The sequence below is a fragment of the Nonomuraea harbinensis genome (assembly GCF_019396385.1).
GTDB classification, from domain to species: Bacteria; Actinomycetota; Actinomycetes; order Streptosporangiales; family Streptosporangiaceae; genus Nonomuraea; species Nonomuraea ferruginea.
Genome location: NZ_JAHKRN010000002.1, coordinates 206,126 through 229,787 on the forward strand (window position 1 = coordinate 206,126; position 23,662 = coordinate 229,787).

A 23,662-nucleotide genomic window follows, 5' to 3' on the forward strand; every position below is an offset into this window, starting at 1 on the left:
CCCGACACCGGAGAGCGTGATGCACGACTTCGACCACTGGGCGGAGCTCTACCTCGCCTGGACCGCGATGGGCGGCGCCGATCCACGGGAGATCGCCTACTACCAGCGGCTGACCGGCAGTGCGGACGGGTCCGTCGCCGATCTCGGCATCGGCGCGGGCCGGTTGGCCGCCGAGCTCAAACCCCGGGTCGGGGTGGACGTCTCGGCGGCGATGCTGCGCGCGGCCCGCGAGCGGCTGGGCGACGGCGTCCGGCTGATCCAGGCCGACCTGGCGGCCTGCGAGCTGCCCGAGCCGGTGGCGCTGCAGTACTGCGGCCAGAACACCCTCAACCATCTGCCGCGCCGGGCCGTCCGCGACGCGCTGGCCTGCGCGTTCCGCAACGCCCTGCCGGGCGGGCGGCTCGCCTTCGAGGTCGTCCAGCCGCGCCCCGAGCGGCAGAAGGCCCGGGACGGCGTGCCCAGGCTGCGGGTCTGGGACGAGCGGCGGGCCGTGTGGGAGGTCACCCGCATGCTGGACAAGCAGGGGCTGGAGGTGGAGATGATCGGGCTGCTCGAAGCGCTCGACGAGCGCCGGGTGGTGGACCGGCGCTACTTCCCGCCGATCCGGATGTGCTTCCTGACCATGGCCGAGATCGAGCGGTGGGCGGGCGAGACGGGCTGGGAGGTGGAGAGCGCGCACGCCGGGTTCACCGGCGAGCCGCTCGCGCCCGGTTCCTCGACGGCCGTGTGGTGCCTGCGCAGGCCGGCATGAACGCGCCCGTCGTCAGCGCGGAGCAGGTGGTCGCGACCCTTGAGCTGATCACCGGCCAGGAGCTGGAGACGCCCGGCGAGGTGCTCTACGCCGCCAGGCGCGAGCAGCCCTCTCTGGTGGCGACGCTGCTCAGCGCCTGGGAGAGCGAGGGGCGGCGGCTCAGCCCCGCCCTGGCGCACGAGCTGGAGCAGCAGCGCGGCCGGATGGCCTTCTACCGCGACCAGTGGGCGCGCCTGCCCGACCGGCCCGTCTCGCTCAAGGGGCTGGAGTTCGCCGACCGCTATCCGGGCGGCCTGCTCAGGTACATGAACGACCTCGACCTCTGGATACCCGACCGCGACCGGCTGTGGGCGCTGACCGGGTGGCTGCTCGCCGAGGGCTGGTCGATGCACACCGCCTCGTTCGTCAGGCTCGGCGGCGCGACCCAGGTGATCGTCAGCCTGCGACGCCTGCCGGATGATCCGTACGCCCTGCCGTACGGGATCGAGCTGAGCACGCTCGCCTACATCGGCGACGGGATCGCGGCGCCGCACCGCACGGAGGCGCCGGCGGACCCGGTGGTCAAGAACCTCCTGGCGCTGCTGTACGAGCGGTTCGAGCAGCCGTACCGGGTCAGGGACCTGATCGACGCCGCGCTGCTGCTCGGCGGCGCGGACGAGGCCACGCTCGCCCGGTGCGCGCCGGCGGTCGGCGCGGCGGAGCTCTGGCCCGAGTACGCCGAGCTGGCGCGGCTGCTGCGGCAGAGCCCTTTCGACGTGCCGGACCTGCCGGGCGAGCGCCGGGCACAGGTCAGGCAGAGCCGGTCGCGGCGGCGCGCCAGGGTGCTGAGGGCGCTGCGCCGGCCGCTCCGCCTGGCGGCCACGACGCTGCAGCTGCGCAGGCCGGGAACGGCGATCCTGGAACGGCTGAGCCCGCGGGCCGCGCTGGAGGCGGGGCTGATCCTCTTCGCGCTGCCGGTCGAGGGCGGCGAGCGTGCGGACGAGCTGACGCTGCGGGAGTACGGCGGCGCGATGTGGGCGCACACGCCGGTGGGACGGTTCATCCTGGTCCACGGGACTGAGGTGGACGAGGACCTGCTGGCCGGGGCAGAGCCGGTGGGCGCGCTGTGAGCCGCCCGGTCCACGTCGCCGAGCGCGGCGCGGCGCCCGCCTGGCTGGCGCATCGGCCCGGCGCCGCGGTGACCACGGTCAGCGTGTGGCTGCGCGCCGGTTCCCGGCACGAGCGGCCCGGCGTCGAGGGCGGCACCCACCTGCTTGAGCACATCCTGATGCAGGTCCCGTCGGCCGGCGGGGAGCGGGTGATCGACCTGCTGGAGGATCTCGGCGGCGAGGCGAACGCGATCACCAGCCGTGAGCATCTGGTCCTGTACGCGCGGGTGCCGAGCGAGGAGGCGGCCGCGGCGCTGGACATCCTGGCCCGCGCCCTGGCCGAGCCCGAGCTGAGCGCGCCGGTGCTGGAGGCCGAGCGCAAGGTCGTCCAGGAGGAGCTGCGGCTGGCCGCGGCGGACCCCCTGGACGTGGTCCACGACATCTTCTTCGGGCTGGCCTATCCGGGCCACCCGCTGGGCAGGCCGGTCGGCGGGACGATCGAGGAGGTCGACCGGCTGGAGCTGGACGCGCTGCGCGACCATCACCGGCGCTTCCTCGGCTCGGCCGGCGTGGTGGTGTGCGGCGGCGCCGACCCCGACGACCTGCTGCGCGTCCTGGACAAGGGACCGCTGGCCGCGCTGCCGCCGTGGCAGGAGAGCGATCCCGGCGAGCCGCCCGCCTGGGGCGGCGGACGCGAAGCGCTGCGGCTGAACGCCGACACCACCGGGGTGGTGCTGGGCGGCCCGGCGGCCGCGTACCGGGATCCGCTGCGCCACCGCTGGCCCGTGCTGATGGAGCTGCTGGCCGGGGCCAGCTCGGCGCTGCTCACCGAGGAGCTGCGCAACCGGCGGGGGCTCTGCTACGAACTGTGGCCGATGGTGGCCCCCTACCGCGACGCGGGGACCTGGCGGGTCTTCCTCGCCACCGCGCCCGAACATCTGGACGAGGTCGTCGACCGCGCGACGGAACTGCTCGCCGAGCCGCGGTGGACGGAGGCGGAGGCGGAGGTGACGCGGGCCGCCAGGCGCGCGGCCGGGCTGCTGCGGCTGGAAGCGGAGCAGTCGCTGGAAGAGGTCCTGCTGTACGGCAAGCACGCCCTGGTGGCGGGCACCCCCCACTGGACCCTCGCCGACGAGCTCGCGGCGATCGAGGCGGTGCGCGGGCCCGGCCTGGCCGAGATCCCTGGCCCGCTCGCCGTGGCGACCGCGGGCGGCGCGTGATGGCGTCTTGCTGCCAACAAACGCGGCGGCCCGCGAGAAGGCTGCGGGAAACAGCGACCATGGGGCCCAGGAAATCGCCGTGTGGAAAGGAGAGAAATGGACCGGCAGCGTCGAGTCAGTCTTCGCCCCAAGCTGACCAGGAAATGAGGCAGGAAAACATGGACCGGCGCCATTTCGTCGTCCGTCGTCCCAAGCTCCGGAGAAAGTGAGACGATCCCGTGGATCGGCACATCTACATTGTCATCAAACGCCCCCGCGTCCGGAAATCCCGTAAGGGCTAGAAACTGAGGAAGTGACGGATGGCCGAGATCGTGTGGGACAGGACGATCCTGTTCCTGTTTCCGCCCGACGCGTTGATGCGGCATCTCGTCACTCCGGTCCTGGAACGGCTGGAGGAGCACGGGTTCGAGCCGACTCGCTACGAGGTGCTGTGGCACCGGCCGCCCGGGCAGGACGCCTTCCAGGAAACCAAGATCACTTCCGTCTGGAAGGCCTACTTCTACCGGCAGGTCGACGTGGTGTTCGATCTCGGGCCGAGCCTCGCCCTGCTGGTAGAGGACAGGTCGTCCGCGCCGGAGCCGCACCGGCGGCTGCGTGCCCTGAAGGGCGCCAGCGACCCGGCGGCGGCCGAGCCCGGCACGATCAGGCGTGACCTGCGCGGCGTCAACGTGCTGCTGGACCTGGTGCACAGCTCCGACAGCCCGGAGGATTCCCGGCACGAGGCCGGGATCTTCATGGGCGAGGGCCACGGCACGGCGCTCCACGGCGACCAGGGGCCGCTCCGCGACCTGGTGGCGCTCCTGGAGGCCGGTGTGCCGCGCGAGAGCAGGGAGTTCGACGACGTGCGCGCCGGGTTGCGCTCGCGGGTCGTGGCCGCGCTCTGGCACGAGCTCGACGACGGGGCGCGCAAGCTGGCCCCCGAGCTGGCCGTGTCGGCCAGGGACGGCGCGGGCGCCGAGCTCGCCGCGCTGCTCCCCGCCGGCCATCCGCTGGCCGAGCTCCTGGCCTGCGAGTTCCTGCCGGAAGGCGAGCGTCTCGACCTGCGGCGGGCGGCGGCCAAGCTGGCGGTCCACGGGGTGTCGATGGACCGATGGGAGCACGCGGTGCTGCAGACGTCGATGCTGTTCCCGCCGCTGCGCCGCTGGCAGTGAGCCCGTCACGGCGACAGCGTGGTCGTCCTGGCGCTCCACTCGATCAGCGGCTTGAGCTCCGGGTCCAGCGCCAGCACCCAGATCGGCAGCTCGACGGCCCGGCATCCCCGTGACAGCTTCGCCCGCCAGGCACCGTGCCCGTAGTGCAGGCGGCTGACCCCGGCCTCGGCGGCGTGGCGGGCCGGCTCGTAGAAGGCGGTCGCGAAGTACGTGTGCCGCGCCTCGTGGAGGTCGTACGCCATGGCCGTGCTCACGCAGTACCAGGTGCCCCTGTGGGGGACGAAGAGCCCGTATCCCACGAGCCGCTCGCCGAGCTCCGCGCCGAACAGCAGCGCGCCGCCCGAGCAGAGCGCCCGCAGACGGCGGGCCACGGCCGCCGGATCGGGGCTGCCGCCATATTTCCGGGAATGTCCGCACTTCAGTTCGACCATCCCCGGCACAGGCCGTCCGATCTCGGTCATACGGAGCCGCACCCCCGCCTCCGCCAGCCGCCGCGTCTCCCGCCGCGCCTCCTTCGCCCGGCGCGCCGGCAAGGGCGTGCCCGGGGTGAGTTCGCACGAGTACGACATCGGCATCCCGGTGAAGCCCTGCCCGCCGAGCGCCCGCTCCAGCGCCGGCCCCCGCGTGTACAGGAACGCCACCGCCCGCAGCCCGCGTGCCCGCGCCCAGACGACGATCTCGGACACCAGGGTCTCCACCGCCGCGGCGTCGTCCCCGGCCGGGCCGAGCGCGTGACACTCGTACCCGGGCAGCATGACCACCAGGTGCGGCGTGCATCCGGGCCAGGCCGCCCGCCGGGCCCGCGCCGCCCTGGTGGCCGCGCTCAGCGGCAGCTTCGGGGTGTCCGCCGTCAGCAGGTGCCCGAGGTCGAACACCTCGCCCGGACACGGCCGCTCAGCGACGGTCCCGTGCAGGATCGCCCCGCCCAGCTCGAAGGTGTACGGCGAGCCGGGCACCCGCCCGCCCATGGCGGCCAGCCAGCGGCCGGCGCTGAACAGCGGTCCCTCGGCCGGGAGCAGCCCGGCGGTCACCCGCATCAGACCTTCACCAGGCACGCGTCGAGCCCGAGCCGGCTCAGCCCGTGCCTGAGCTTGAACCGCGGGTTGCCCCGCCCGCCCTCCAGGACCTCGCATCCCTCGCGCACGGCCTGCTCGGCGGTCGCGGCGTGCAGGAGCGCATACGGGCTGAACCCGCCCGTCACGTCGTAGTCCACCCCGCACGCCCAGGCGTGGAAGCGGCGGCCGTCGCGCAGCGCGATCCCGGCGGCGACGAGCCGCTCCTCCTGGCGGATCTCGATGGCGAGCGCCAGGTCGCCCAGCCCGGTGACGAAGCCGGCGAACAGCTCGGGCGGGTAGAAGCCGCCGGTGCCGTGCCTGGCCGCGGTCCTGGCGCACAGCCGCCCGATCTCCATGAGGTCCGCCTCGCCCGCGATCCCGACCCGCTGCCACACGCCGGACTCCTCCGCTCTGCGCCGGCCCCGGCGCAGGTTGGCGCGCGCCTTCCGGGTGGCGTGGACGAAGGGGTGCGGCAGTCCGCGCAGGTCGAGACGGAAACGGTCCTCGATGTGCTCGGCGGAAAAGCCCAGCTCCACGAGACCGGCGCGGAGCGGCGAGTCGTGCGCGACGTTGACGAAGCCGTACCAGTCGGCCTCCAGCTCCAGGGCCAGGCCGCGCATCGCGTCGGCCACGGCCTCCAGCGCCGGCGCGCCGGGCAGCCAGGCGTCGTAACAGTGCCAGACGTGGCTCAGCAGCCCGCGCTCCGCGCCGGTCACCGGGTAGCGGGCACGCAGCTGGCCCAGGGGGTCCAGCCCGTCCATCAGCGAGACGGGAAGCACCGCGACCGGACGCCCGCCCTCGCGCACCACCAAATAGCGGAATGACTGCACGGCCGCCAGCGGATGACGGGCGTAGGACCGCAAATAGCGATGCCGATAGAAAACCGGCGCCCCGCAGGACGAGACAATCGCATCCCATTCCGCGCCGTCAAGGGCGTCGATTGACGTGAAGATGCCAATTTCCAGGCTGTCGCTCATGTCGCCCTTTCGCCGACTGTAGAAACGATATTAAGCACAATGAACAGCGAGGAGAAAGCCGTGGCCCAAGTCGTCTTCCATAACAAGGTGGGCGGTTCCGAAACTCTGGAGGCCGCCGCCGGCCGGCCGCTCACGGAGGTCCTGACCGCCCACGGCATCCCCGTCAACGCGGTCATCACCACCCGCAACGGGAAGATCGTCCCCGAGGAGACGACGATCGTCGGCGAGCACGACGTCATCGAACTGCGCCAGGTGCGCCACTACGACCTCGACGTCACCCGCCGGCCCGCGACCACGGTGTACGGCACGCCCGACCCGATCTACACCAAGTCCATCCTGTTCGACACCATGGGCCGCCTGGAGCGGCGCGTGGAGCAGTTCGACGAGGAGAGCTTCGTCCGCTACGTCGAGGAGACCTTCGTCCAGAGCGTGCTCGGCCACGGCGTGCTCCAGGCGGACGACAACGTGGTCATCGGCCTGTCGGGCGGCCGCGACAGCGTCGCCTTCCTGAAGCTGCTCGAACGCACCAGGCACCGGCTGCCCGCCTTCACGATGACCTCGGTGACGATCACCGGCCTGCCCGACTGGGAGGAGCCGGCCACCTTCGCCGCCGCCCGCGCCTCGGCCGAAGGGCTCGGCATCGACCAGGTCATCGTCGACGCCTCCGACATCGAGCGGGTCTTCAAGCTCCGCCGCCCCTTCGTGGAGGCGATGAACGAGGTGGTCGGCGGCGACCGGAGCCACCTGAACATGGTCGTGGGCCACCAGGTGCTGCGGCGCATGCTGGAGGACCACGCCCAGCGGATCGGCGCCGGGACGGTCGCGTTCGGGTTCAACGGCGACGACCTGGTGGCCAGCATGGTCACGTGGCTCACCAGCGGCTTCCGGATGGGCGGCATCCCGGTCAGGCAGATCGGCGGGATGCGCTACGTCTTCCCGCTCTACCGCATCCCGAAGAAGGAGCTGACGATCTACCTGGAACTGGTGGCTCCCGAGCTGAACCGCCAGGGCACCCCGGGCCGCTTCACCACCGGCCCGCAGGAGCGCTCGATGGCCTACGCCATGGCCGACCACCTGTACGGCCTGTGGCCCGGCATCGACTACTACCTGTTCGAGTCGTTCTCCACCATGCAGCGCTACATGTTCCCGCTGGTCGAAGAGAAGTGCCGGGTCTGCGAAGGCGTCTACGTGGCTCAGGAGGGCGTGCGCAATCCCGTCGACATCTGCGACGTGTGCGACTTCTTCGCGCGCCAGGAGTACGCGTGACCCGTTGGTACGCCGAGTACTTCACCGCCGACTACTGGAGCTTCGCCCGGCACGAGTACACCAGGGAGCGCACCGCCGCGGAGACCGCCTACCTGCTGCAGGTCCTGGGCGAGCACGCGCCGGGACGGCGGCTGCTCGACCTCGGGTGCGGCACCGGCCGGCACGCCGTCGAGCTGGCCCGCCACGGCTACCGGGTGACCGGGGTCGACGTGTGCGCGTGGGCTCTGGAGCAGGCCAGGTCGGCGGCCGCCCGGGAGGGCGTGCGGGTCGGCCTGATCGAGGGCGACCTGCTGGAGCGGGTCGAGCTGCCGGAGGCCGACGCGGCGATCTGCGTGCAGGCCTTCGGCTGGGGACGGGACGACGAGCAGCTCGCCCTGCTGCGGCGGGTGCGTGAGCGCCTGGTGCCGAGCGGGCTGCTGGTTCTCGACCACTCGAACGTCGCGGCCATCCTGAGCCGGTACCGGGCCCGCGACCGCTTCGAAGCGGCCGGCGACACCTTCGACTTCCTGCGTTCCTACGACCCGCTGGACGGCCGGAGCCGCGGCGAGCTGCGCGTGGCGCACGCCGACGGCCGCGTCGCCGTGCTCCGCGACGACGTCAGGCTCTACCTGCCGAGCGAGGTCGTGTCGCTGGTGCGGGCGGCGGGCTTCGAGCTGGTACGGGCCGACGCCGGCTTCACCGCCGGCGCCGCCGTCCAGCCGGAGACCCGCTACGTCCAGATCCTCGCCGTCGCGGCGCCGCGCCCCCGTCCCGCCGTGCTCGGTCACCGGGGCCGCGGCGCCGAGGTGGACCTGCGATGGGCGCCCGACGAGATCGACTTCGTACGGGACGCGATCGACGACGCCTGGGCCGCCGTCGGCGATCCCCGGGAACCCGCCCGCGCCTACTCCCTGGACGACCCGTACGGCTCGGGGAGCGCCGCCCCGGTGCTCGCCCGCCACTTCGGCGTGCCGCTCGACCCCGGCCAGGTGGTGACGGGGGCGGGCACCACCGGGCTGCTCCACGCGCTGGCCGGGCCCGGCAGGCTGCTGCACACCGCGTACGCCCACCCCGACCTGCCCGCCTGGTCCGCGCAGCGCGGCGCGGAGCTGCGCGTGTACACGCCCGGACAGGACGTGGCGGGCGAACGGCCGACGACCGTCCTGCTGGAACGGCCCGGCGTGCGCGGCGACGTGCTGCCGCTGGAGCAGGTGGCGGAGCTGGCCGAGGCCGCCGCCGCCGCGGGCGGGGTGCTCGTCGTCGACGAGGCCTGCGCCAACTACCTCGGCCCCCGGGCCAGCGCGGTGCCGCTGACCACCCGGGTGCCCGGCCTGGTCGTGCTGCGCAGCCTGTCGAAGGGCTACTGCTGCGGCGGGCTGCGCGCGGGCTTCGCGATGTGCTCCCCTGACGTGGCGCGCGCGGTCCGCCAGGCGGTGCCGCCTCTGGGGATGTCGGCGTTGTCGCTGGAGGTGGCGCTGCGGCTGCTCGACCAGGGCGACGTGCTGGCCCCGCTGCGGCAGGCCGTCGCGGCGGCCAAGCCGGAGCTGGTGGAGATGTTGAGCGGGCTCGGCTGCCGGGTGGAACCAGGGCATCCCGCGCTGCCCTGGGTGGTGACCGAGGACGAGCTGCCGCCGTGGCTGGCCGGGCGGCGGTTGCCGGGCCTGACCCGGGTCAGCGTGCCGCTCTCGGCCGTCCGCCGCGCCGCGCTCCGCCGGGCCGCGGCATGAGGACCGTGGGCGACGCCGTACAGGATGCGTTCGACCGTTGCGACGTGCGGCGGGCGGTCGAGGACGTCGCGGAGCTGGCCGCGTTCGACCGATACCAGGCGTCCGACGGGATCCGCGCGGCCGCCGAGTACGTCGCCGGCCGGGCGGAGCGGGCGGGCCTGAGCGACGTGCGGCTCCTGGAGTTCCCCGCCGACGGCGCCAGGCGCTGGTGGAGCTTCCGCGCCCCGCTCTCCTGGACCCCGGTGCGGGCCGCGATCGACGACGTCGTGCGCTACCCGGAGCAGCCGTTCGCGCTGGCGGCGGGTTCGGCGGCGACCCCGCCCGGCGGCGTCACCGTCACCGTGGCGCCTCTGGCGGACGCCGGTGAGGGCGCGCTGGCCGTACACGACGACGACCCCGGCACGCCGGTGCCCGTCGCGATCGCGCGGGCCGCGAGCGCCGGGGCGTTCGGCCTGGTCACCGACCGCCTGCCCGGCCCCGGCAGGGTCGAGCTGCCGGCCGGGAGCGGCCTGGCCGCCTTCAGCGTCACCCCTGAGCAGGCGGCCGAGCTGCTGCGGCGGGGCCGGGTCCGGGTCGAGGTCGAGACGCACCGGCGGGCGGCCATGCCCGTCGTCACCGGGCTGCTGCCCGGGACGGGGCCGGAGGAGGTGCTGCTCTCGGCGCACCTGTGCCATCCGCGCCCGAGCGTCAACGACAACGCCTCGGGGGCCGCCGCGCTGCTGAGCGTGGCCAGGATGCTCGCGGGGCGGCGGGGGAGGCGCGGCATCAGGTTCGTCTGGGGTCCCGAGTTCACCGGGATGGCCGCCTACCTGCACGACGTCGCCGCCCGCCCGCCGGTGGCCGCCGTGAACGTGGACATGGCGGGGCAGGACCAGCGCCGGTGCGGCGGGCCGCTCATCGTCGAGCGCAGCCCCGACCACCTGCCCGGCTTCGTCAACGCGCTCACCGAGCACGTCGTGGCGGCGCTGCCGCAGGCCGCGCGCTCCTACTCGGGTGCGGTGGCCTGCGACACCTGGGCCTGGCGTGCCACGCCGTTCGTCGGGGCCTCCGACCACAGCCTGCTCGTGGACGCCTCCATCGGCTGCCCGACGGTGTCGCTCGGGCACTGGCCCGACCGGTTCAACCACAGCGCCGCCGACACGCTCGACAAGCTCGACCCGGCGGAGCTGCGCCGTACGGCCACGGTCGCGGGCGCGGTCGCGGCGGTGCTGGCCGGGCTCGCGGGCGAGCGCGCCGAACTGGAGGACATCGCGGTGGGCTGGGGGGCGGCGCGGTTGCTCGGGTGCCGGCAGGGGTCACGGGCGCTGCTGCGGCACCGTACGGCCGTCGCCCTGGGCGCCCTGGACGGCGCGGAGGCGCTCCACGGCCGCGCGGGCGGCGGGGCACGCGCCTGGCTGACCGGCCTCGCAAATCACGTTGCCGCGCTCTCACCGGCCGGAGCGGGCGCCGCGCTGTCGCCGGCGGGTGAAAGCGGCGAGGTGTTCGCCGGGCCGGTGCTCAGTCGTGCCTGGGATGGGCCGTTCAACCTGCGCGGGCTGGCCGAGGCGGCGAGTCCCGCCGGGCGCGTGTGGCTGGATCGGCAGGCGGCGCGGGCCCGGGCCCGCTCCTACGCCCTCATGCTGGCCCTCGCCCACGGCATCGACGGCGCCAGAGACCGGGCGGCGCTCGCCGCCTACGCGGAGTGCGCGGCCGAGCTGCCGGTGCCGGAGGAGTTCGCGCACGAGTTCCTGGCCGTGCTCGTCGAGGCCGGCTGGGCGAAGGAGGGCTGATGCGCGAGTTGCTGCGCGACCGCCGGTTCCTGCTGCTGTTCTTCGGTCAGACGGTGAACATGATCGGGGACCGGGCGCTCCTGGTGGTGCTGGGCATCTACGTCAAGGAGCTGACCGGCTCGGACACGATGGCCGGGGTGGTGTTCATCCTGCTGGCGGTGCCGTCGTTCTTCGCGCCGCTGACCGGGCTGCTCGTCGACAGGTTCCCGCGGCGCAAGGTCCTGATCGTCAACGACCTGCTGGCCGGGGCGCTGGTGCTCTGCCTGCTGCTCGTGCGGCATCCGGGCGATCTGTGGATCGTGTTCGCGGTCACGCTCGGCTACGGCTTCGCCAACCACGTCTTCAACGCGGCCAGGGGCGGACTGATCCACTCCATGGTCCCCGAGCGGCTGCTCGGCGACGCGAACGGGCTGCTCAGCTCACTCGGCCAGGGACTGCGGGTGCTCGGCCCGCTGATCGGCGCGGCGCTGTACGTGGCGCTGGGGCTGTCCGCGGTGGCGATCCTGGACACGGCGACGTTCCTGGTGTCGGTGCTGGTGCTGCTCATGCTCCGGCGGGCGCCCGACCTGGCCGCTCCGGCGCCGCGGGAGCCCGGCCGGTTCCGCGCCGATCTGCTGGCGGGGGTGCGCCACATCATGGGCGACCGGGAGCTGCGCGGCGGCGTGCTGGCGGTGGCCGCGGCGCTGTGCGCGGCGGGGCTGGTCAACCCGGCCATGTTCGCCGCCGTGGAGCAGGGGCTCGGCCGGCCGGCCGCGTTCGTCGGGGTCATCGCCGCTTTCCAGGGCGCGGGTTCGGTCGCCGGGGGCTTCGTCGTCGCCGTGCTCATCAGGCGGTACGGGGAGCATCGCGCGGCGGCTGTGGGCTTCGGGCTCAGCGCGGCGGGCCTGGCCCTGGTGATTCCCGCGACGGAGGTGACGATGTGCGCGAGCGGCGTTCTGGTGGGTCTTTCCATCCCGATTTTCATGGTGGCCACGACGACGCTCGTGCAGCGCCGTACCACGAGCGGTATGCAGGGCCGCGCGCTTACCGCAATGGACGCGATCATCGACCTGCCGTTCGTGTTGTCCATGGGGATCGGGGCGCTCGTCGTGGGGTTCCTCGATTTCCGGGTGATCTACGCGGCGGCGGCGGTGATTTTCGCCATGGTGACCGCGTCAGTGCTGGTGGGGCGAGGGTGGCGGATTGATGCCAACCTGGCGAAAGTTGATTGACCAGAACAATCAAGATTTTTATCGTTGAATCACAGAAAATGGGCTGAAAGGCCCGGCCCAATTCCAGGAGGCGCCCGTGTTGCATGAAAGCATCCAGACCAGTGTGAAAACCCCCATCATGACGACTCCGGAATTCGTCGAGAAAATGCTCGCCGCGCGCCAGGAAGTTCAGGTCGTGAAGTTCCGCACGACGTGCACCGACTGCGTGCCGAACTACTGACATGACCGAGGCCGGGACGTTCGCGCGCCCCGGGCTCGACCTGCGTGCCGTCCCCGGGCTGGTTCTGTCGGAACTGGACCGGGGCGGTCGCGGCGTGCTCGTCCTGGCCGTGGACGGGCTCTCCTGGCAGGTCGCCCGGCGGGTCTGGCGGTCCGCCGAGCTCTCCTGCCTGGCCTCCACCTTTCCCAGCACCTCGGCCACGGCGTGGCTCACCTCGGTCACCGGCGCGCCGGTGACCGGGCATCTGACGGTGGGCGCCGCCTATCGCGAGCGGGCCGGCGGTCCGCTCGTCAACGCGATCACGGGGGACGTCCTGGCGGGAGAGGCGGCGCCGCGCGAACCGGTCCGGCCGCTGCCCACGGTCTTCGAGCGGGCGGAGGGCGCCGAGGCGGTGGTGGTGGGCCGCGAGCTCGACCTGCTGTCCGGTCCCTGGGTGGACGCGCTCACCCGCGGCGCGGCGCGGCAGCCGGCGCGGGAGGCGCTGACCCGCGACCCGTACCGCCTGGTGGCGGGGGTGGCGGCGGACGTCGGAGCGGCGATCGGCGCGCGGCGGACCCGCCCGCTGCTGCTGTGGGTCTACGTCAACCTCGACGACCACCTGCACCGGCACGGCTACGACGAGCGGGCCGTAGGGGCGCTGGCCGAGCTGGAGCGGCACGCGGCCGCCTGGGCTCGCCGGGGGTGGCACGTGCTCGCCTACGCCGACCACGGCCTGGTTCCCGTCGCCTCCGACCCCGGCCTGGCGCGACGCTGGGCGGAGGTGGACACGCCCGAGCTGTGCGAGCTGCCGGGCGGCGGGGCCGGCCGGGTGCGCTGGCTCTACCCGCATCCGGGCAGGGAGCGGGAGGTGGCGGAACGTCTCGCCGAGGCCCTGGACGGCCATGCCATGGTGCTGCCCGCGACCGCGCTCGGCGAGCTGGGCCTGATGGAATCCGCCGGCCCGGTGCGGGAGCGGCTCGGCGCGGTGATGGCGATCGCCACCTCACCGCGCTTCCCGCTCCCCGATCCCGGACTGTCCTACGAGCACGGGGCGATCAGCGACGGGGAGACGCTGGTCCCGCTGGCGCGCTGGGTCAGATCCAGCCGCGCCTGACGGCCTCCGCCCCGGCCTGGAAGCGGCTGGTGGCGTTGAGGCGCTCCATCACTCCTGCCACCCGCCTGGCGAACGTGCGCTTGCTGAGGTGCAGCCGGGCGGCGGCACGGTCGTCGGTGAGCCCGTCGTCGAGCGCCCGCAGCACCTCGTCCTGCCCCTCGTCTTCGTGAGCGCCGCTGCGCCGGTCGTCGAGGATGTGGCAGATGGTGTCGAAGACACCTGCCACGGAGGCCGCGACCACAGGATGGGGGATCCTCTCCAGCCGCCCGGTGTGGGCGGGGCCGGGGTGCGCGACGTAGGCGACCACGCGATCCCGTACGAGCACCTGATAGGGCAGGCCGGTCACCGCCCGGACGGTCGCGCCCGCCTGCCAGGCCTGCGCGAGAGGGGACGTGCGGCCGGGCCGGCCGGGTCCGTGGAGGATGCGGACGGCGACCCGGCGCCGGGCGAGCTGGGCGAACAGGCGCGGCAGGGCGGGGTGTATGCGCTCGGGCTCGGCGGACAGCACGAGCAACTCAGCGTGGGTCTGCTCCGCCAGTTCCAGCTCCAGGAGGGGGAGCCCGAGCTGCGCCGCGGAGTGGTCGGCGGGTTTGAAGGGGAGGGTTCTGCTGGTGTTAGGAGACATCGATACCAACCCGGTTGCCAGTCGAAGTATCACTACTTCGCACGCTAGAGGGGAGGTATGTGCATGCGATTTCGGTGCGTTATCGGTCACTCTGACTGAAGTGTCATCACAGTAGATGTGGACATTTTTTGTCATTTCTTGTTATATCGCCTATGCGTGGATATCTTACGATCTCCCCGTATGGAGTCGGCGGGAACGCCATGGCCCTAGCTGAGACGACCCAGTGGGTGTGTGCATGGAGTTCCGCGTCCTCGGTCCACTGACGGTGATCACGGGCAACCTGCAGATCCCGCTGGGCGGGCCGCGACAGCGCATCATGCTGGCGACCCTCCTGCTCAACGTGGGCCGGGTCGTCTCGACCGACAGGCTCAGCGCCGCGATCTGGGGCCAGAACCCGCCCGCCACCGCCCGCAACCAGGTGGCCATCTGCGTGTCGGGGCTGCGCCGGGAGTTCGCCGCCGCGGGAGTGGCCCACGACCCCATCGTCACCGTCTCCTCCGGCTACCTGCTGCGGCTCGCCGACGACGACAGGTTCGACGTCAAACAGGTCGAGGAGGCGCTGCGCCAGGCGCGCACGGCCCGGACCGCGGGCGACCTGGAGAAGGCCTCCGAACAGCTCTCCTCGGCCCTGGCCGTGTGGCGGGGCGACCCGCTGACCGGCGTCGAGGGAGAGCTGGTGCGCGCCGAGTCCGAGCGGCTCGGCGAGTGGCGCCTGGCCATCCTGGAGGAGTACTTCGAGGTCGAGCTGGAACTGTCGCACGATCTGCAGATCGTCGGCGAGCTGGCCGCGCTGGTCGCCGAGTACCCGTTGCGCGAGCGCCTGCGCGGCCTGCTCATGCTGGCCCAGAGCAGGGCCGGGCGCCGCGCCGAGGCGCTGGCCACCTACCAGGAGGGCTACCGGCTCAGCATCGAGCGGCTGGGGCTCGAACCCGGCGCGGAGCTGGCCGGCCTGAACGAGGCGATCCTGCGCGGGGAGACGGGCCAGCGGCAGGGCCGCCTCGTCATGGAACACGCCGCGCCGGAGGCGGCGCCGGCCGTGCCCGCCCAGCTGCCGCCCGACGTGACCGGCTTCGTCGCCCGCGACGCCGAGCTCGGGCGGCTCGACGCGCTCCTCGACCGCAAGTCCCAGGCGTGCCAGCCGTTCATCGCCGTCATCACCGGGATGGGCGGGGTCGGCAAGAGCGGCCTGGCCGTCCACTGGTCGCATCGCGTCGCCCCGCGCTTCCCCGACGGCCAGCTCTTCGTCGACCTCAACGGCTACTCGGAGACGGGCCCGCCGGTCTCACCCTTCGACGTGCTCGACACTCTCCTGCGCGCGCTGAACGTGACCCGCCAGCATCCCCTGACCACGCTGGAGGAACGGGCCGCCCTGTTCCGGACCGTCCTGGCCGGGCGCCGGCTGCTGCTCGTGCTCGACAACGCGCGCGACTCCAGCCAGGTCAGGCCCCTGCTGCCCGGCGCGCCCGGCTGCGCCGTGATCGTGACCAGCCGCGACCAGCTCGCCGGGCTCATCACCCTGGAGGGCGCGACCCCGCTCCGGCTGGACGTGCTGCCGCCCGACCAGGGCGTGGACGTGCTCGCGTGCATCGCGGGGGAGCAGCGGGTGCACGCCGACCCGGAGGGGGCCAGGCAACTCAGCGAGCTGTGCGGCGGGCTGGTGCTGGCGCTGCGCGTGGCGGCCGCCCGGCTGGCCGTGCGGCCGTCGTGGACCAGCGCCGACCTCGTGGCCAGGCTCACCGACGAGAGCCGCCGGCTCGACGAGCTCAGCCAGGGCGAGGTGGACCTGCGCACCAAGTTCATCCTCAGCTACCGCGACCTGTCGCCGCAGGCGGCCATCATGTTCAGGCGGCTGGCGCTGCTGGACGTGGCCGAGTTCGGCCCGTGGCTGGGCGCCGCCCTGCTGGAGATGGATCCGGAGCGGGCCCAGGACCTGATCGAGCAGCTCGTCGACGCGCAGCTGCTGGAGCTGAGCCAGCCCTGGCCCGGCGGCCAGGCCCGCTACCGCTTCCACGACCTGCTGCGCCTCTACGCGCGCGAGCGCGCCCTGATCGAGGAGAGCGAGCAGGAGCGCAACGCCGCGCTGCGCCGGGCCCTCGGCTGCTGGCTGGCCCTGGCCGAGGCCGCCCACGCCCGCCTGCTCGGCGGCGACTACGCCGTCCTGCACGGCCCCGCGGAGCGCCGCAGGCTGCCCTTCGCCGTGATCGACCGGATGATGCCCGACCCGATCGAATGGTTCGAGGCCGAGCGCCCGCACCTGCTGGCGGCGATCGGCCAGGCGGCCGCGCTCGGCTTCAGCGCGCTCTGCTGGGACCTCACGATGACCTCGGCGACGTTCTTCGAGGTACGCAGCTACTACGACGACTGGCGCTCGGCGCACGAGCTCGCGCTCGCCGCCGCCCGCCGCGACGGCGACGTCCGCGGCGAGGCCGCCATGACCTACGGCCTGGGCAGCCTGGAACTGTTCCGCCAGCGCTACGACGACGCCGACAGCCTCCTGCGTAAGGCGGTGCGCATGTTCGAGGAACAGGGCGAGGAGCACGGCCACGCGCTGGCCCTGCGCAACCTCGCCCTGCTCGATCGCATCGCCGGCCGGTTCGACCTGGCGCTCGAGCGCTACGCGCAGGCTGGAGAGATGCTCCGCGCGCTCGGCGACCACGCCGCCGGGGCGCACGTCATGGCCAGCACCGCGCAGGTGCTCCTGGAAAGGGGCGCGTACGGCGAGGCCGAGCCCCTGCTCAGGGCCGCGGTGAGCACCTTCGAGGAGATCGGCTATCAGCGGGGCCTGGCCCAGGCGCTGTACCGGTTCGGCGAGGTGCTGCTGCTCACCCAGCGCGTCGACGCCGCCCGCCAGACCTTGGAGAAGGCGCTGGAGACGGTGCGGGAGCTGCGCGACGTGGTGGGCGAGTCCTACGTGCTGCGGGTCCTGGGTGAGACCTACGCGCAGCAGGGCCGTACGGACGCCGCGGAAGGCGCGCTGCTCACCTCCCGGCAGATCGCCCAGCGGGTCGGTGAGCAGTTCGTGGTGGGGGTCACCTCGCTCGCGCTGGGCAACCTCTACTTCGGGACGGGGAACGCGGCGTCGGCCCGCAACAACCTGACGCTCGCCTCGAAGGTCTTCGAGGAGCTGGGCGCCAGGATCTGGCACGCGCGGGCGCTGGAGGCGCTGGCGGCGACGGAGGCCATGCTCCGCAACGACCAGGGCGCCCACGAGCTGTGGGCTCGCGCGGCCGCCCTGCTCGCGGAGGACGAGGGGCACTGAGCGACGTCAGGGGAGCTTGCTGATCATGCGCTCGCCGGGCCAGGGCAGCTGGATGTCGCGCTCGCCGGTCCAGTGGAAGTTCCTGAACGGGTCGACGTCCGGCTCCGCCACGGCGGGCGAGACGAGCAGGGCGGTGAGGAAGGCGGTCGCGATGCTCACCAAGGTGATGCGGCGCTTCATGGGAGTCCTTTCTCGGAGAAGTGTCGATCTGTCACGCGGGTCCCGCTAGAACGTAACGTCGCCGGCCCGCAGGGTCGAGGAGAGCGGCCAGGCCGCGGGCCCCGGCACATCCGTGGTGCCGCCCGTGCCGAAGGCGGACGTGGTCGCGCCGGCGATCTCGCCGCCGTCCACGACCAGCTCCTGCCCGGTCAGGAACGCGGCGGCCGGTGAGGCCAGGTAGTGGAAGGCCGCGCCGATCTCCGACGGCTGCGCGTGCCTGCCGAGCGGGATGGAGCGGTTGACCTCCTCCAGCATCTCCGGGGTGTACTCCGCCTCCTGCATGGGCGTCAGCACCGCGCCCGGACTGACGCACGCCACCCTGATGTTCGGGCTGAGCTCCAGCGCGAAGGTGCGGCACAGGGCCAGGACGCCGGCCTTGGTGGCGTTGTAGTCGGCGTAGTACGGATAGGCGCGTGAGGCGTTGACGGACGCCGTCGCCAGCAGCACGCCACGCCCCTGCCTCGTCATGTAACCGGCCGCGCAGCGCCAGAGGCCCAGCACGCCCAGCAGGTTGACGTCCACGACGCGGCGGGCGGTGGCCTCGTCGAGGTTGAGCACGCCGTGCCTGACGCTGATGCCCGCGTTGGCGATCACCACGTCCAGCCGGCCCTGGTCCGTCCACACCGCCGCCACGGCCGCCTCTATCGCCGGCCAGTCGGTCACGTCGGCCTCGACCCAGGTGACACCCGGGCTCGGCGCGGCGATCGGCGGCTGCACGTCGAGGTTGAAGACGGTGTCACCGGAGCGCGCGAAGTGCTCGGCGGCGGCGAACCCGATCCCGCTGGACGCGCCGGAGATGACCACGGTACGCATGGCAGCACCCCTTAGAAGATCACCCGAGGGCTGGTCGTCGCCCGGTTGCCGATGGACCTGCGCAGGTTCCTGCTGACCGTCAGCTTCTTCAGCCACCGGTCGGTGCCGTCGTAGCGGGGATGGAACGGCCTGCGCCCGTGGACGGCGAGGTAGTTGTCGACGATCAGCAGGCTGCCCGGCCCGACGGCCACGTCCTGCTGCCCGGCCTCCAGCCCGGCCACCAGCGCGTCGAGCGCGCTCTCGGCCTCTGGATCCCCGTCCGCGCAGGTCATGAACGGGCGGTCGAGCCGCAGGTACGGGTTGCCCGGCTCGCCGACGAGCACGGGGACGGCCTCGGGCCTGTCGCGCATCTCGCGCATCAGCGCCAGCGCGGGATGGCCGGGCTGGGTCGCCTCCAACTGCCGCAGGTGCTCGTCGTCCGGCATGATGTGGAAGCGCGGGCGCGACAGCAGCCGGGCCTGCTCCGGCGACAGCTCCACGTCACGCACCGACGCCACGACCGTGGGCACGCGCTCGTGGTTGCGCAGCCCGAACAGCAGAAGATAGTCGCAGCGCAGCGGGTGGAACCCGTCCTCGGTGTGGAACTCCAGCGACGACTGGCTGCCGTGACCGCTCTGCTGCATCTCGTCGCCGCGGATCGGCACGATGTTCTGGATCATCCGCCCTCCCTGGAGGGTGGACCAGGCGAACGGCTCGCCCAGCACCATCCCGCACAGGGCGAGATAGACCTCCGCGTCGCCCGCGGCGGCCGACTGCGAGGGGACCGACCAGTGGCCGGGCGTCGGCCCGACGGCGTCGTCGTCGATCGGGAAGCCGTGCACCAGGCACAACGCGGCCGGCTCCGTGCGGCGGAAGTCCTCCAGGAACCGGCGCAGCCCCACCGGCAGCTCCTCGCGGATGTGCCAGCAGCGGTCGAAGAAGCCCGGGTCGGCGGGATCCTCGCCGAGCGCCCTGACCCGCTCGCCGACGGCCGTGATCGAGTCCACCTCTTTGCCGTCGAGGACGTATTCGATCGTGTCGGCGCTCATGCCAGTGCGCTCCTCACGCCGGCGGGCCGGATGTCGGTCCAGTTGCTCTCGACGTACTCCAGGCTCTCGGCGCGGGAGGCCGGGCCGAAGGCGACGCTCCAGCCGCTGGGGACGGGGAAGGCCGACGGCCACAGCGAGTGCTGCTCCTCGGCGTTCACCAGGACCAGGAAGGAGCCGTTCTCGTCGTCGAACGGGTTGCTCATGTCAGCTCTCCGGGCTCAGGTCGAACAGGACGCCGCGGGGAGGGGCGGCGAAGTCCCGCTCGCCGTTCAGCACCCAGCCGGACTCGCGGAACGCCTCACGCCACTCCGTGCGGGTGGGGAGGTAGACCCCCATCGCGGCGTGCACGAGCTCGAAGCCCAGGGTGAAGATCGTCGTGTCCGCCCCCGGCGGTTCCTCGCTGCGGACCACGTCGCACAGCAGCAGCCGCCGCGCGTCGGGGAAGGCCGTGCGGAGCTTGCGCAGGCCCGCCACGCAGGTGGTCTTGGGCCAGAAGTCGTGGCCAAGGAAGACACAGGTGATGAGGTCGACGCCGGCGAACTCGGGCAGCGGTTCGAGGTCGCGCACGTCGCCGGTGACGACGCCGATCCGGCCGGCGAGACCGGCCTGCGCCACCGAGGACGCGGCCAGTTCCACCGCCGAGGGCGCGATGTCGACGCCCACCCCGCGCACGCCGGGCCGGCGGGAGACCGCGTCGATCAGCCGCTGGCCGGAACCGCAGCCGAGATCGGCGATGGCCGAGTAGTCCAGCTCGCCGAGCAGTTCGACGAAGTGCGGCTCTACCTCGGTCTCGCCGATCAGCTTGGAGCCGACCGCCACCGCCCGCATGTCCCTGGTGTAGAAGTCGCCGGTGCGGTTCGCGGTCCTGCTCACCTCGGGCAGGACGGAGAACAGCTCGCCGCAGCCGCGGACCATCCAGTAGAAGTATCCCCGCGCGCGGTAGGCGTCATCGAAGCGCGGCCCGGTGACCGCCTTGTCGTCGGCGACCTCGACGATCTCCGCCCAGGAGAGCGTCACCAGCAGCTGGCGCACCAGCCGCGGGTCGAGCCCGTCCGCGTTCGCCGTCTCGATCGAGTAGCTGTCCTCCCGCCTCAGCGCGTCGAGGATGCCCAGCTCGCCGGCGGCCGACAGTGACACCGCGACGAGGTAGGACGAGAAGACGTCGGCGACCGGGCCGCGGGTGAAAGCCGTGTGCATCGGGTTCTCCATTTCGGTCGGCATCGTGCTCACGCCTGCTCCGCCCACAGCGCGTCCATGGTCTCGTGGGACATGACCGTCTCCAGGTCGGGCTTGGACGCGTACCCCATGTTGACGATCGTCCGCACGCCCGCGGTGATCGGATAGACGCGGTGCAGCGTGGTGTTGGTGCGCATCACGTAGAGGTCGCCGGCCCCCACCTCGAACGACCAGATGGGGTTGTCGAGCAGCGCGCGGTGGATGGCGGGGTCGCTCTTGTCCCAGCGGGTGCCGGCGACGCACTGGACGAACCCGCCGTGCTCCGGCGGCGGGCACTGCACCAGCCACACCAGCGCGAAGCTGTAGTCGTCCCAGTGCCAGCCGTGGGTGTCACCGCTGTGCTCCAGACGGGTGATCACATACTGCTCGGGCTCGTACGGGCAGGCCAGCACGGGCTCGCCGACGATCTCGGCGAGCAGGCCGACGAGGGCCTCCGACCGGTACACGGCGGGGATGAGGGCGCTGTGCTCGGCGATCTCCGATCGCGTCACGTTGCGCATCCGGCGGGGCGTGCCGCCGGTTTCCTTGAACCTGAGGTCGCGCCGGACCCCGGATTCCTCGATGAGGGAGAGCACGTCGTCGGCCACGGCCTGCTTGACACTCGCGGGCGCCAGGAACGACACCATCGCGAATCCGCGATCGGCGAACTCGCGCCGGGCGGCCGCCACCTCGCCGGACAATTCGGCGTGGCGTACGTGCTGGTTCAGTTCCTGCACAATTCGGGCATTCACTGCGGGGATCCTTCGCTTCTCCTGAGGGGATCTCGCTGCCTCGGACCGTAGAACCGTGGCGGAGGCCGGAGAAGCGTCCGCCGCCGTTGTGGCGAGAAATCGCCATTCGCTCGCCGCCCCGGCCGGGGCCGTACGGGGGCTTCCTACGCTGAGGGCCATGCTCACCGGGGTCCCGCTGTTCCTCCTGCAGCTCGTCGTGATCCTTGCCTCGGCCGTCCTCCTGGGCCGGCTGGCCTCCCGGCTCGGCCAGCCGGCGATCGTGGGCGAGCTGGCGGCCGGGGTCCTGCTCGGGCCCGCCGTTCTGGGACAGCTGGCGCCGGGCTGGGCCCAGTGGCTGCCGCGGCCCGGCTCGGGCGCGCTCATCGACGCCGTGGCCCAGCTCGGGCTCCTGCTGCTCGTCGGGCTCACCGCCGCCGAGCTCGACCTGGGCAGGCTGCGCGAGCAGGCGGGCACGCTGGCCCGGGTCAGCGCCTGGGCGCTGGTCCTGCCGCTCGTGCTGGGCGCGGCGGCGGGCTTCGTGGTGCCGGGGGCCCTCCTGGGGCCGGCCGCCGACCGGGTCACGTTCGCCGCCTACCTCGGCGTGGCGCTGTCGGTCACCGCCATCCCCGTCATCTCCCGTACGCTCAGCGACCTGCGCCTGCTCGGCCACCGCGTCGGCCAGATCACCCTGGCCTCCGGCGCCTGCCAGGACTCGGTCGCCTGGATACTGCTCGCGGTCGTCGGCGCGATGGCCACCAGCGGCGCGGGGCCGGAAACGATCGGGATGCCGCTGCTGTGGCTGGCGGTCATGCTCCTGGCGGCCCTGGTGCTGCGGCCGGTCGCCCGGCGCGTGCTGAGCGTGGCCGACCCGGCGCCGGTCATGACCATGTCGGCCGTCGTGATCATCGCCGGCGCGCTCGCCGCGCACCTCGCCGGGCTGGAGCCGGTCGTCGGCGCCTTCGTCGCCGGGCTGGTCGCCGGGGCCGCCAAGGGCGAGGGCGCGCGGCACCTGGCCGGGCTGCGCACCGCCGTCATCGCCGTCCTCGCCCCGGTCTTCCTGGCCTTCGCCGGGCTGCACCTGGACCTCGCGGCACTGGCCGAGCCGGCGGTCGCCCTGACCGCGGCGGGACTGCTGGCCCTGGCCGTGGCGGGCAAGCTGGCCGGCGGCTACATCGGCGCCCGCACCAGCGGGATGCCCCGCTGGGAGTCGTTCGCCATCGGCGCGGGGCTGAACTCGCGGGGCCTCATCGAGATCATCGTCGCCACCGTCGGACTCCGGCTGGGCATCCTGACACCCGCCGCGTACTCGATCGTCGTCCTGATCGCGGTGGCCACCTCCTTGCTGGCGCCACCGCTGCTGCGGGCGGCCTTCGAGCGAGCACCAGAACAGAACGGAGAGCGGCATGGCCGTGGCGCGAGTGAACGGGACCACCCTGACCTACACCGACCAGGGCACCGGTGACCCCGTGATCCTGGTGATGGGCACCGGCAGCCCCGGGCACGTCTGGCACCTGCACCAGGCGCCCGCGCTGCTGGCCGCCGGCTACCGCGTCATCACCTTCGACAACCGCGGCCTGACGCCGGACTCCGGGGCGCCGCCCGAGATCGATGACCTGGTCGGCGACCTCGCCGGGCTGGCCGAGACCCTGTGCGGGGGGCGCTGCCGCCTCGTCGGCGTGTCGATGGGCGCGCACGTCGTCCAGGAGCTCCTGCTGCAGCGGCCGGAACTGGTGGAGCAGGCCGTGCTGATGGCCACGCGCGGACGGCCCGACCACTTCCGCGCCAGGCTCGCCGCGGCCGAGGCCGAGCTGAACTTCGGTCCGGTGGAGCTGCCCGCCGCCTACGGCGCGGCGCTGCGCGCGGTGCTCAGCCTGTCGCCGCACACGCTCAACGACGAGAGCCGGGCCCGGCACTGGCTGGACCTCTTCGAGCTCTTCCCGACGGCCAAGGCGGTCATGCGCGCCCAGAGCAAACTGGAGATCATGGACGACCGGCTGGGGGACTACCGCGCCATCCGCGGCCGCTGCCTGGTCGTCGGCTTCGAGGACGACCTCATCACGCCGCCGCACCTCGGCCAGGAGGTCGCCACCGCCATCCCCGGCGCGAGGTACGCGCAGGTCGCCAAGTGCGGGCACTACGGGTATCTGGAGCAGCCGGACGAGGTCAACTCCCTGATGGTGGACTTCTTCGCGACCGCCTAGGGACGCGCGGCGCCCGCGCGTCCCCTGATCTCACCGCACCCGCACCCGGGTCTTCGTGCACACC

At 73.0% G+C, this 23,662-nt stretch carries 22 protein-coding genes; 13 read left to right on the forward strand and 9 right to left on the reverse strand.

The window, feature by feature from the left end; genetic code table 11:
- Positions 1-19: 19 nt before the first annotated feature.
- The 4 genes from KME79_RS02785 to KME79_RS02800 all read left to right on the forward strand — a co-directional run bounded on the left by KME79_RS02785 (position 20) and on the right by KME79_RS02800 (position 4,210).
- A complete protein-coding gene (locus KME79_RS02785) occupies positions 20-751 on the forward strand; it encodes a class I SAM-dependent DNA methyltransferase (protein WP_219543188.1) in 732 nt (243 codons plus the stop codon).
- A complete protein-coding gene (locus tag KME79_RS02790) occupies positions 748-1,860 on the forward strand; it encodes a nucleotidyltransferase family protein (protein WP_219543189.1) in 1,113 nt (370 codons plus the stop codon). The genes KME79_RS02785 and KME79_RS02790 overlap by 4 nt, the downstream gene beginning before the upstream one ends.
- A complete protein-coding gene (locus tag KME79_RS02795) occupies positions 1,857-3,059 on the forward strand; it encodes a M16 family metallopeptidase (protein ID WP_219543190.1) in 1,203 nt (400 codons plus the stop codon). Before KME79_RS02790 ends, KME79_RS02795 begins: the two co-directional genes overlap by 4 nt.
- Before the next feature lie 299 nt (positions 3,060-3,358).
- Complete coding sequence (locus KME79_RS02800; RefSeq protein ID WP_148030380.1) at positions 3,359-4,210, forward strand: nucleoside-diphosphate kinase; 852 nt, start codon at positions 3,359-3,361, stop codon at positions 4,208-4,210.
- A 5-nt stretch (positions 4,211-4,215) separates the two neighbouring features.
- Here KME79_RS02800 and KME79_RS02805 read toward each other — a convergent pair whose 3' ends face one another.
- Both KME79_RS02805 and KME79_RS02810 read right to left on the reverse strand, forming a co-directional pair.
- Positions 4,216-5,247: a GNAT family N-acetyltransferase gene (locus KME79_RS02805; RefSeq protein WP_148030381.1), complete on the reverse strand. Its 1,032-nt coding sequence runs from the start codon at positions 5,245-5,247 to the stop codon at positions 4,216-4,218.
- Positions 5,247-6,095, reverse strand: a complete 849-nt coding sequence (locus KME79_RS02810) for a GNAT family N-acetyltransferase (protein ID WP_187281043.1) — start codon at positions 6,093-6,095, stop codon at positions 5,247-5,249. The genes KME79_RS02805 and KME79_RS02810 overlap by 1 nt, the downstream gene beginning before the upstream one ends.
- Positions 6,096-6,302: 207 nt before the next feature.
- Here KME79_RS02810 and KME79_RS44490 point away from each other — a divergent pair, with 207 nt between their 5' ends.
- From KME79_RS44490 to KME79_RS02835, 6 genes are all read left to right on the forward strand, one after another.
- The gene (locus KME79_RS44490; RefSeq protein WP_246639155.1) at positions 6,303-7,508 is read left to right on the forward strand and encodes a tRNA lysidine(34) synthetase; all 1,206 of its coding nucleotides are present in this window, start codon (positions 6,303-6,305) and stop codon (positions 7,506-7,508) included.
- On the forward strand, positions 7,505-9,214 hold the full coding sequence (locus tag KME79_RS44495) for an aminotransferase class I/II-fold pyridoxal phosphate-dependent enzyme (protein ID WP_308248762.1): 1,710 nt from the start codon (positions 7,505-7,507) through the stop codon (positions 9,212-9,214). Before KME79_RS44490 ends, KME79_RS44495 begins: the two co-directional genes overlap by 4 nt.
- Positions 9,215-9,219: 5 nt before the next feature.
- Entirely contained in the window at positions 9,220-10,983 is a 1,764-nt protein-coding gene (locus tag KME79_RS02820) for a DUF4910 domain-containing protein (protein WP_219543191.1), read from the forward strand.
- Positions 10,983-12,194 (forward strand): MFS transporter, encoded by a 1,212-nt coding sequence (locus KME79_RS02825; RefSeq protein ID WP_219543192.1) that lies wholly within the window; start codon positions 10,983-10,985, stop codon positions 12,192-12,194. Before KME79_RS02820 ends, KME79_RS02825 begins: the two co-directional genes overlap by 1 nt.
- Positions 12,195-12,270: 76 nt before the next feature.
- The gene (locus tag KME79_RS02830) at positions 12,271-12,414 is read left to right on the forward strand and encodes a hypothetical protein (RefSeq protein WP_219543193.1); all 144 of its coding nucleotides are present in this window, start codon (positions 12,271-12,273) and stop codon (positions 12,412-12,414) included.
- A gap of 1 nt (position 12,415) precedes the next feature.
- Positions 12,416-13,507, forward strand: coding sequence for an alkaline phosphatase family protein (locus tag KME79_RS02835; protein WP_219543194.1), 1,092 nt, complete (start codon positions 12,416-12,418; stop codon positions 13,505-13,507).
- On the opposite strand, the gene KME79_RS02840 is transcribed toward KME79_RS02835, so the two are convergent.
- A complete protein-coding gene (locus tag KME79_RS02840) occupies positions 13,488-14,132 on the reverse strand; it encodes a helix-turn-helix transcriptional regulator (RefSeq protein WP_148030388.1) in 645 nt (214 codons plus the stop codon). The genes KME79_RS02835 and KME79_RS02840 overlap by 20 nt on opposite strands.
- Positions 14,133-14,367: 235 nt before the next feature.
- On the opposite strand from KME79_RS02840, the gene KME79_RS02845 reads away from it, so the two are divergent.
- Complete coding sequence (locus KME79_RS02845) at positions 14,368-17,391, forward strand: AfsR/SARP family transcriptional regulator (RefSeq protein ID WP_219543195.1); 3,024 nt, start codon at positions 14,368-14,370, stop codon at positions 17,389-17,391.
- A gap of 6 nt (positions 17,392-17,397) precedes the next feature.
- On the opposite strand, the gene KME79_RS02850 is transcribed toward KME79_RS02845, so the two are convergent.
- The 6 genes from KME79_RS02850 to KME79_RS02875 are packed head-to-tail and all read right to left on the reverse strand — an operon-like array spanning position 17,398 to position 21,418.
- Entirely contained in the window at positions 17,398-17,571 is a 174-nt protein-coding gene (locus KME79_RS02850) for a hypothetical protein (RefSeq protein ID WP_219543196.1), read from the reverse strand.
- Between the two features lie 45 nt (positions 17,572-17,616).
- Positions 17,617-18,423, reverse strand: coding sequence for an SDR family NAD(P)-dependent oxidoreductase (locus tag KME79_RS02855; protein ID WP_219543197.1), 807 nt, complete (start codon positions 18,421-18,423; stop codon positions 17,617-17,619).
- Between the two features lie 11 nt (positions 18,424-18,434).
- Positions 18,435-19,451 carry a guanitoxin biosynthesis L-enduracididine beta-hydroxylase GntD gene (gene gntD, locus KME79_RS02860; protein ID WP_148030391.1) on the reverse strand — a complete coding sequence of 339 codons (1,017 nt, stop codon included), beginning with the start codon at positions 19,449-19,451 and terminating at the stop codon, positions 18,435-18,437.
- Positions 19,448-19,654: an MbtH family protein gene (locus KME79_RS02865; protein ID WP_148030392.1), complete on the reverse strand. Its 207-nt coding sequence runs from the start codon at positions 19,652-19,654 to the stop codon at positions 19,448-19,450. Before KME79_RS02865 ends, gntD begins: the two co-directional genes overlap by 4 nt.
- Position 19,655: 1 nt before the next feature.
- A complete protein-coding gene (locus tag KME79_RS02870) occupies positions 19,656-20,648 on the reverse strand; it encodes a methyltransferase domain-containing protein (protein WP_187281046.1) in 993 nt (330 codons plus the stop codon).
- Between the two features lie 29 nt (positions 20,649-20,677).
- Positions 20,678-21,418, reverse strand: a complete 741-nt coding sequence (locus KME79_RS02875; protein WP_219543198.1) for a HalD/BesD family halogenase — start codon at positions 21,416-21,418, stop codon at positions 20,678-20,680.
- 157 nt (positions 21,419-21,575) lie between these two features.
- On the opposite strand from KME79_RS02875, the gene KME79_RS02880 reads away from it, so the two are divergent.
- The gene (locus KME79_RS02880; protein WP_219543199.1) at positions 21,576-22,859 is read left to right on the forward strand and encodes a cation:proton antiporter; all 1,284 of its coding nucleotides are present in this window, start codon (positions 21,576-21,578) and stop codon (positions 22,857-22,859) included.
- Positions 22,801-23,598 carry an alpha/beta fold hydrolase gene (locus KME79_RS02885; RefSeq protein ID WP_219543200.1) on the forward strand — a complete coding sequence of 266 codons (798 nt, stop codon included), beginning with the start codon at positions 22,801-22,803 and terminating at the stop codon, positions 23,596-23,598. Before KME79_RS02880 ends, KME79_RS02885 begins: the two co-directional genes overlap by 59 nt.
- Positions 23,599-23,662 lie beyond the last annotated feature (64 nt).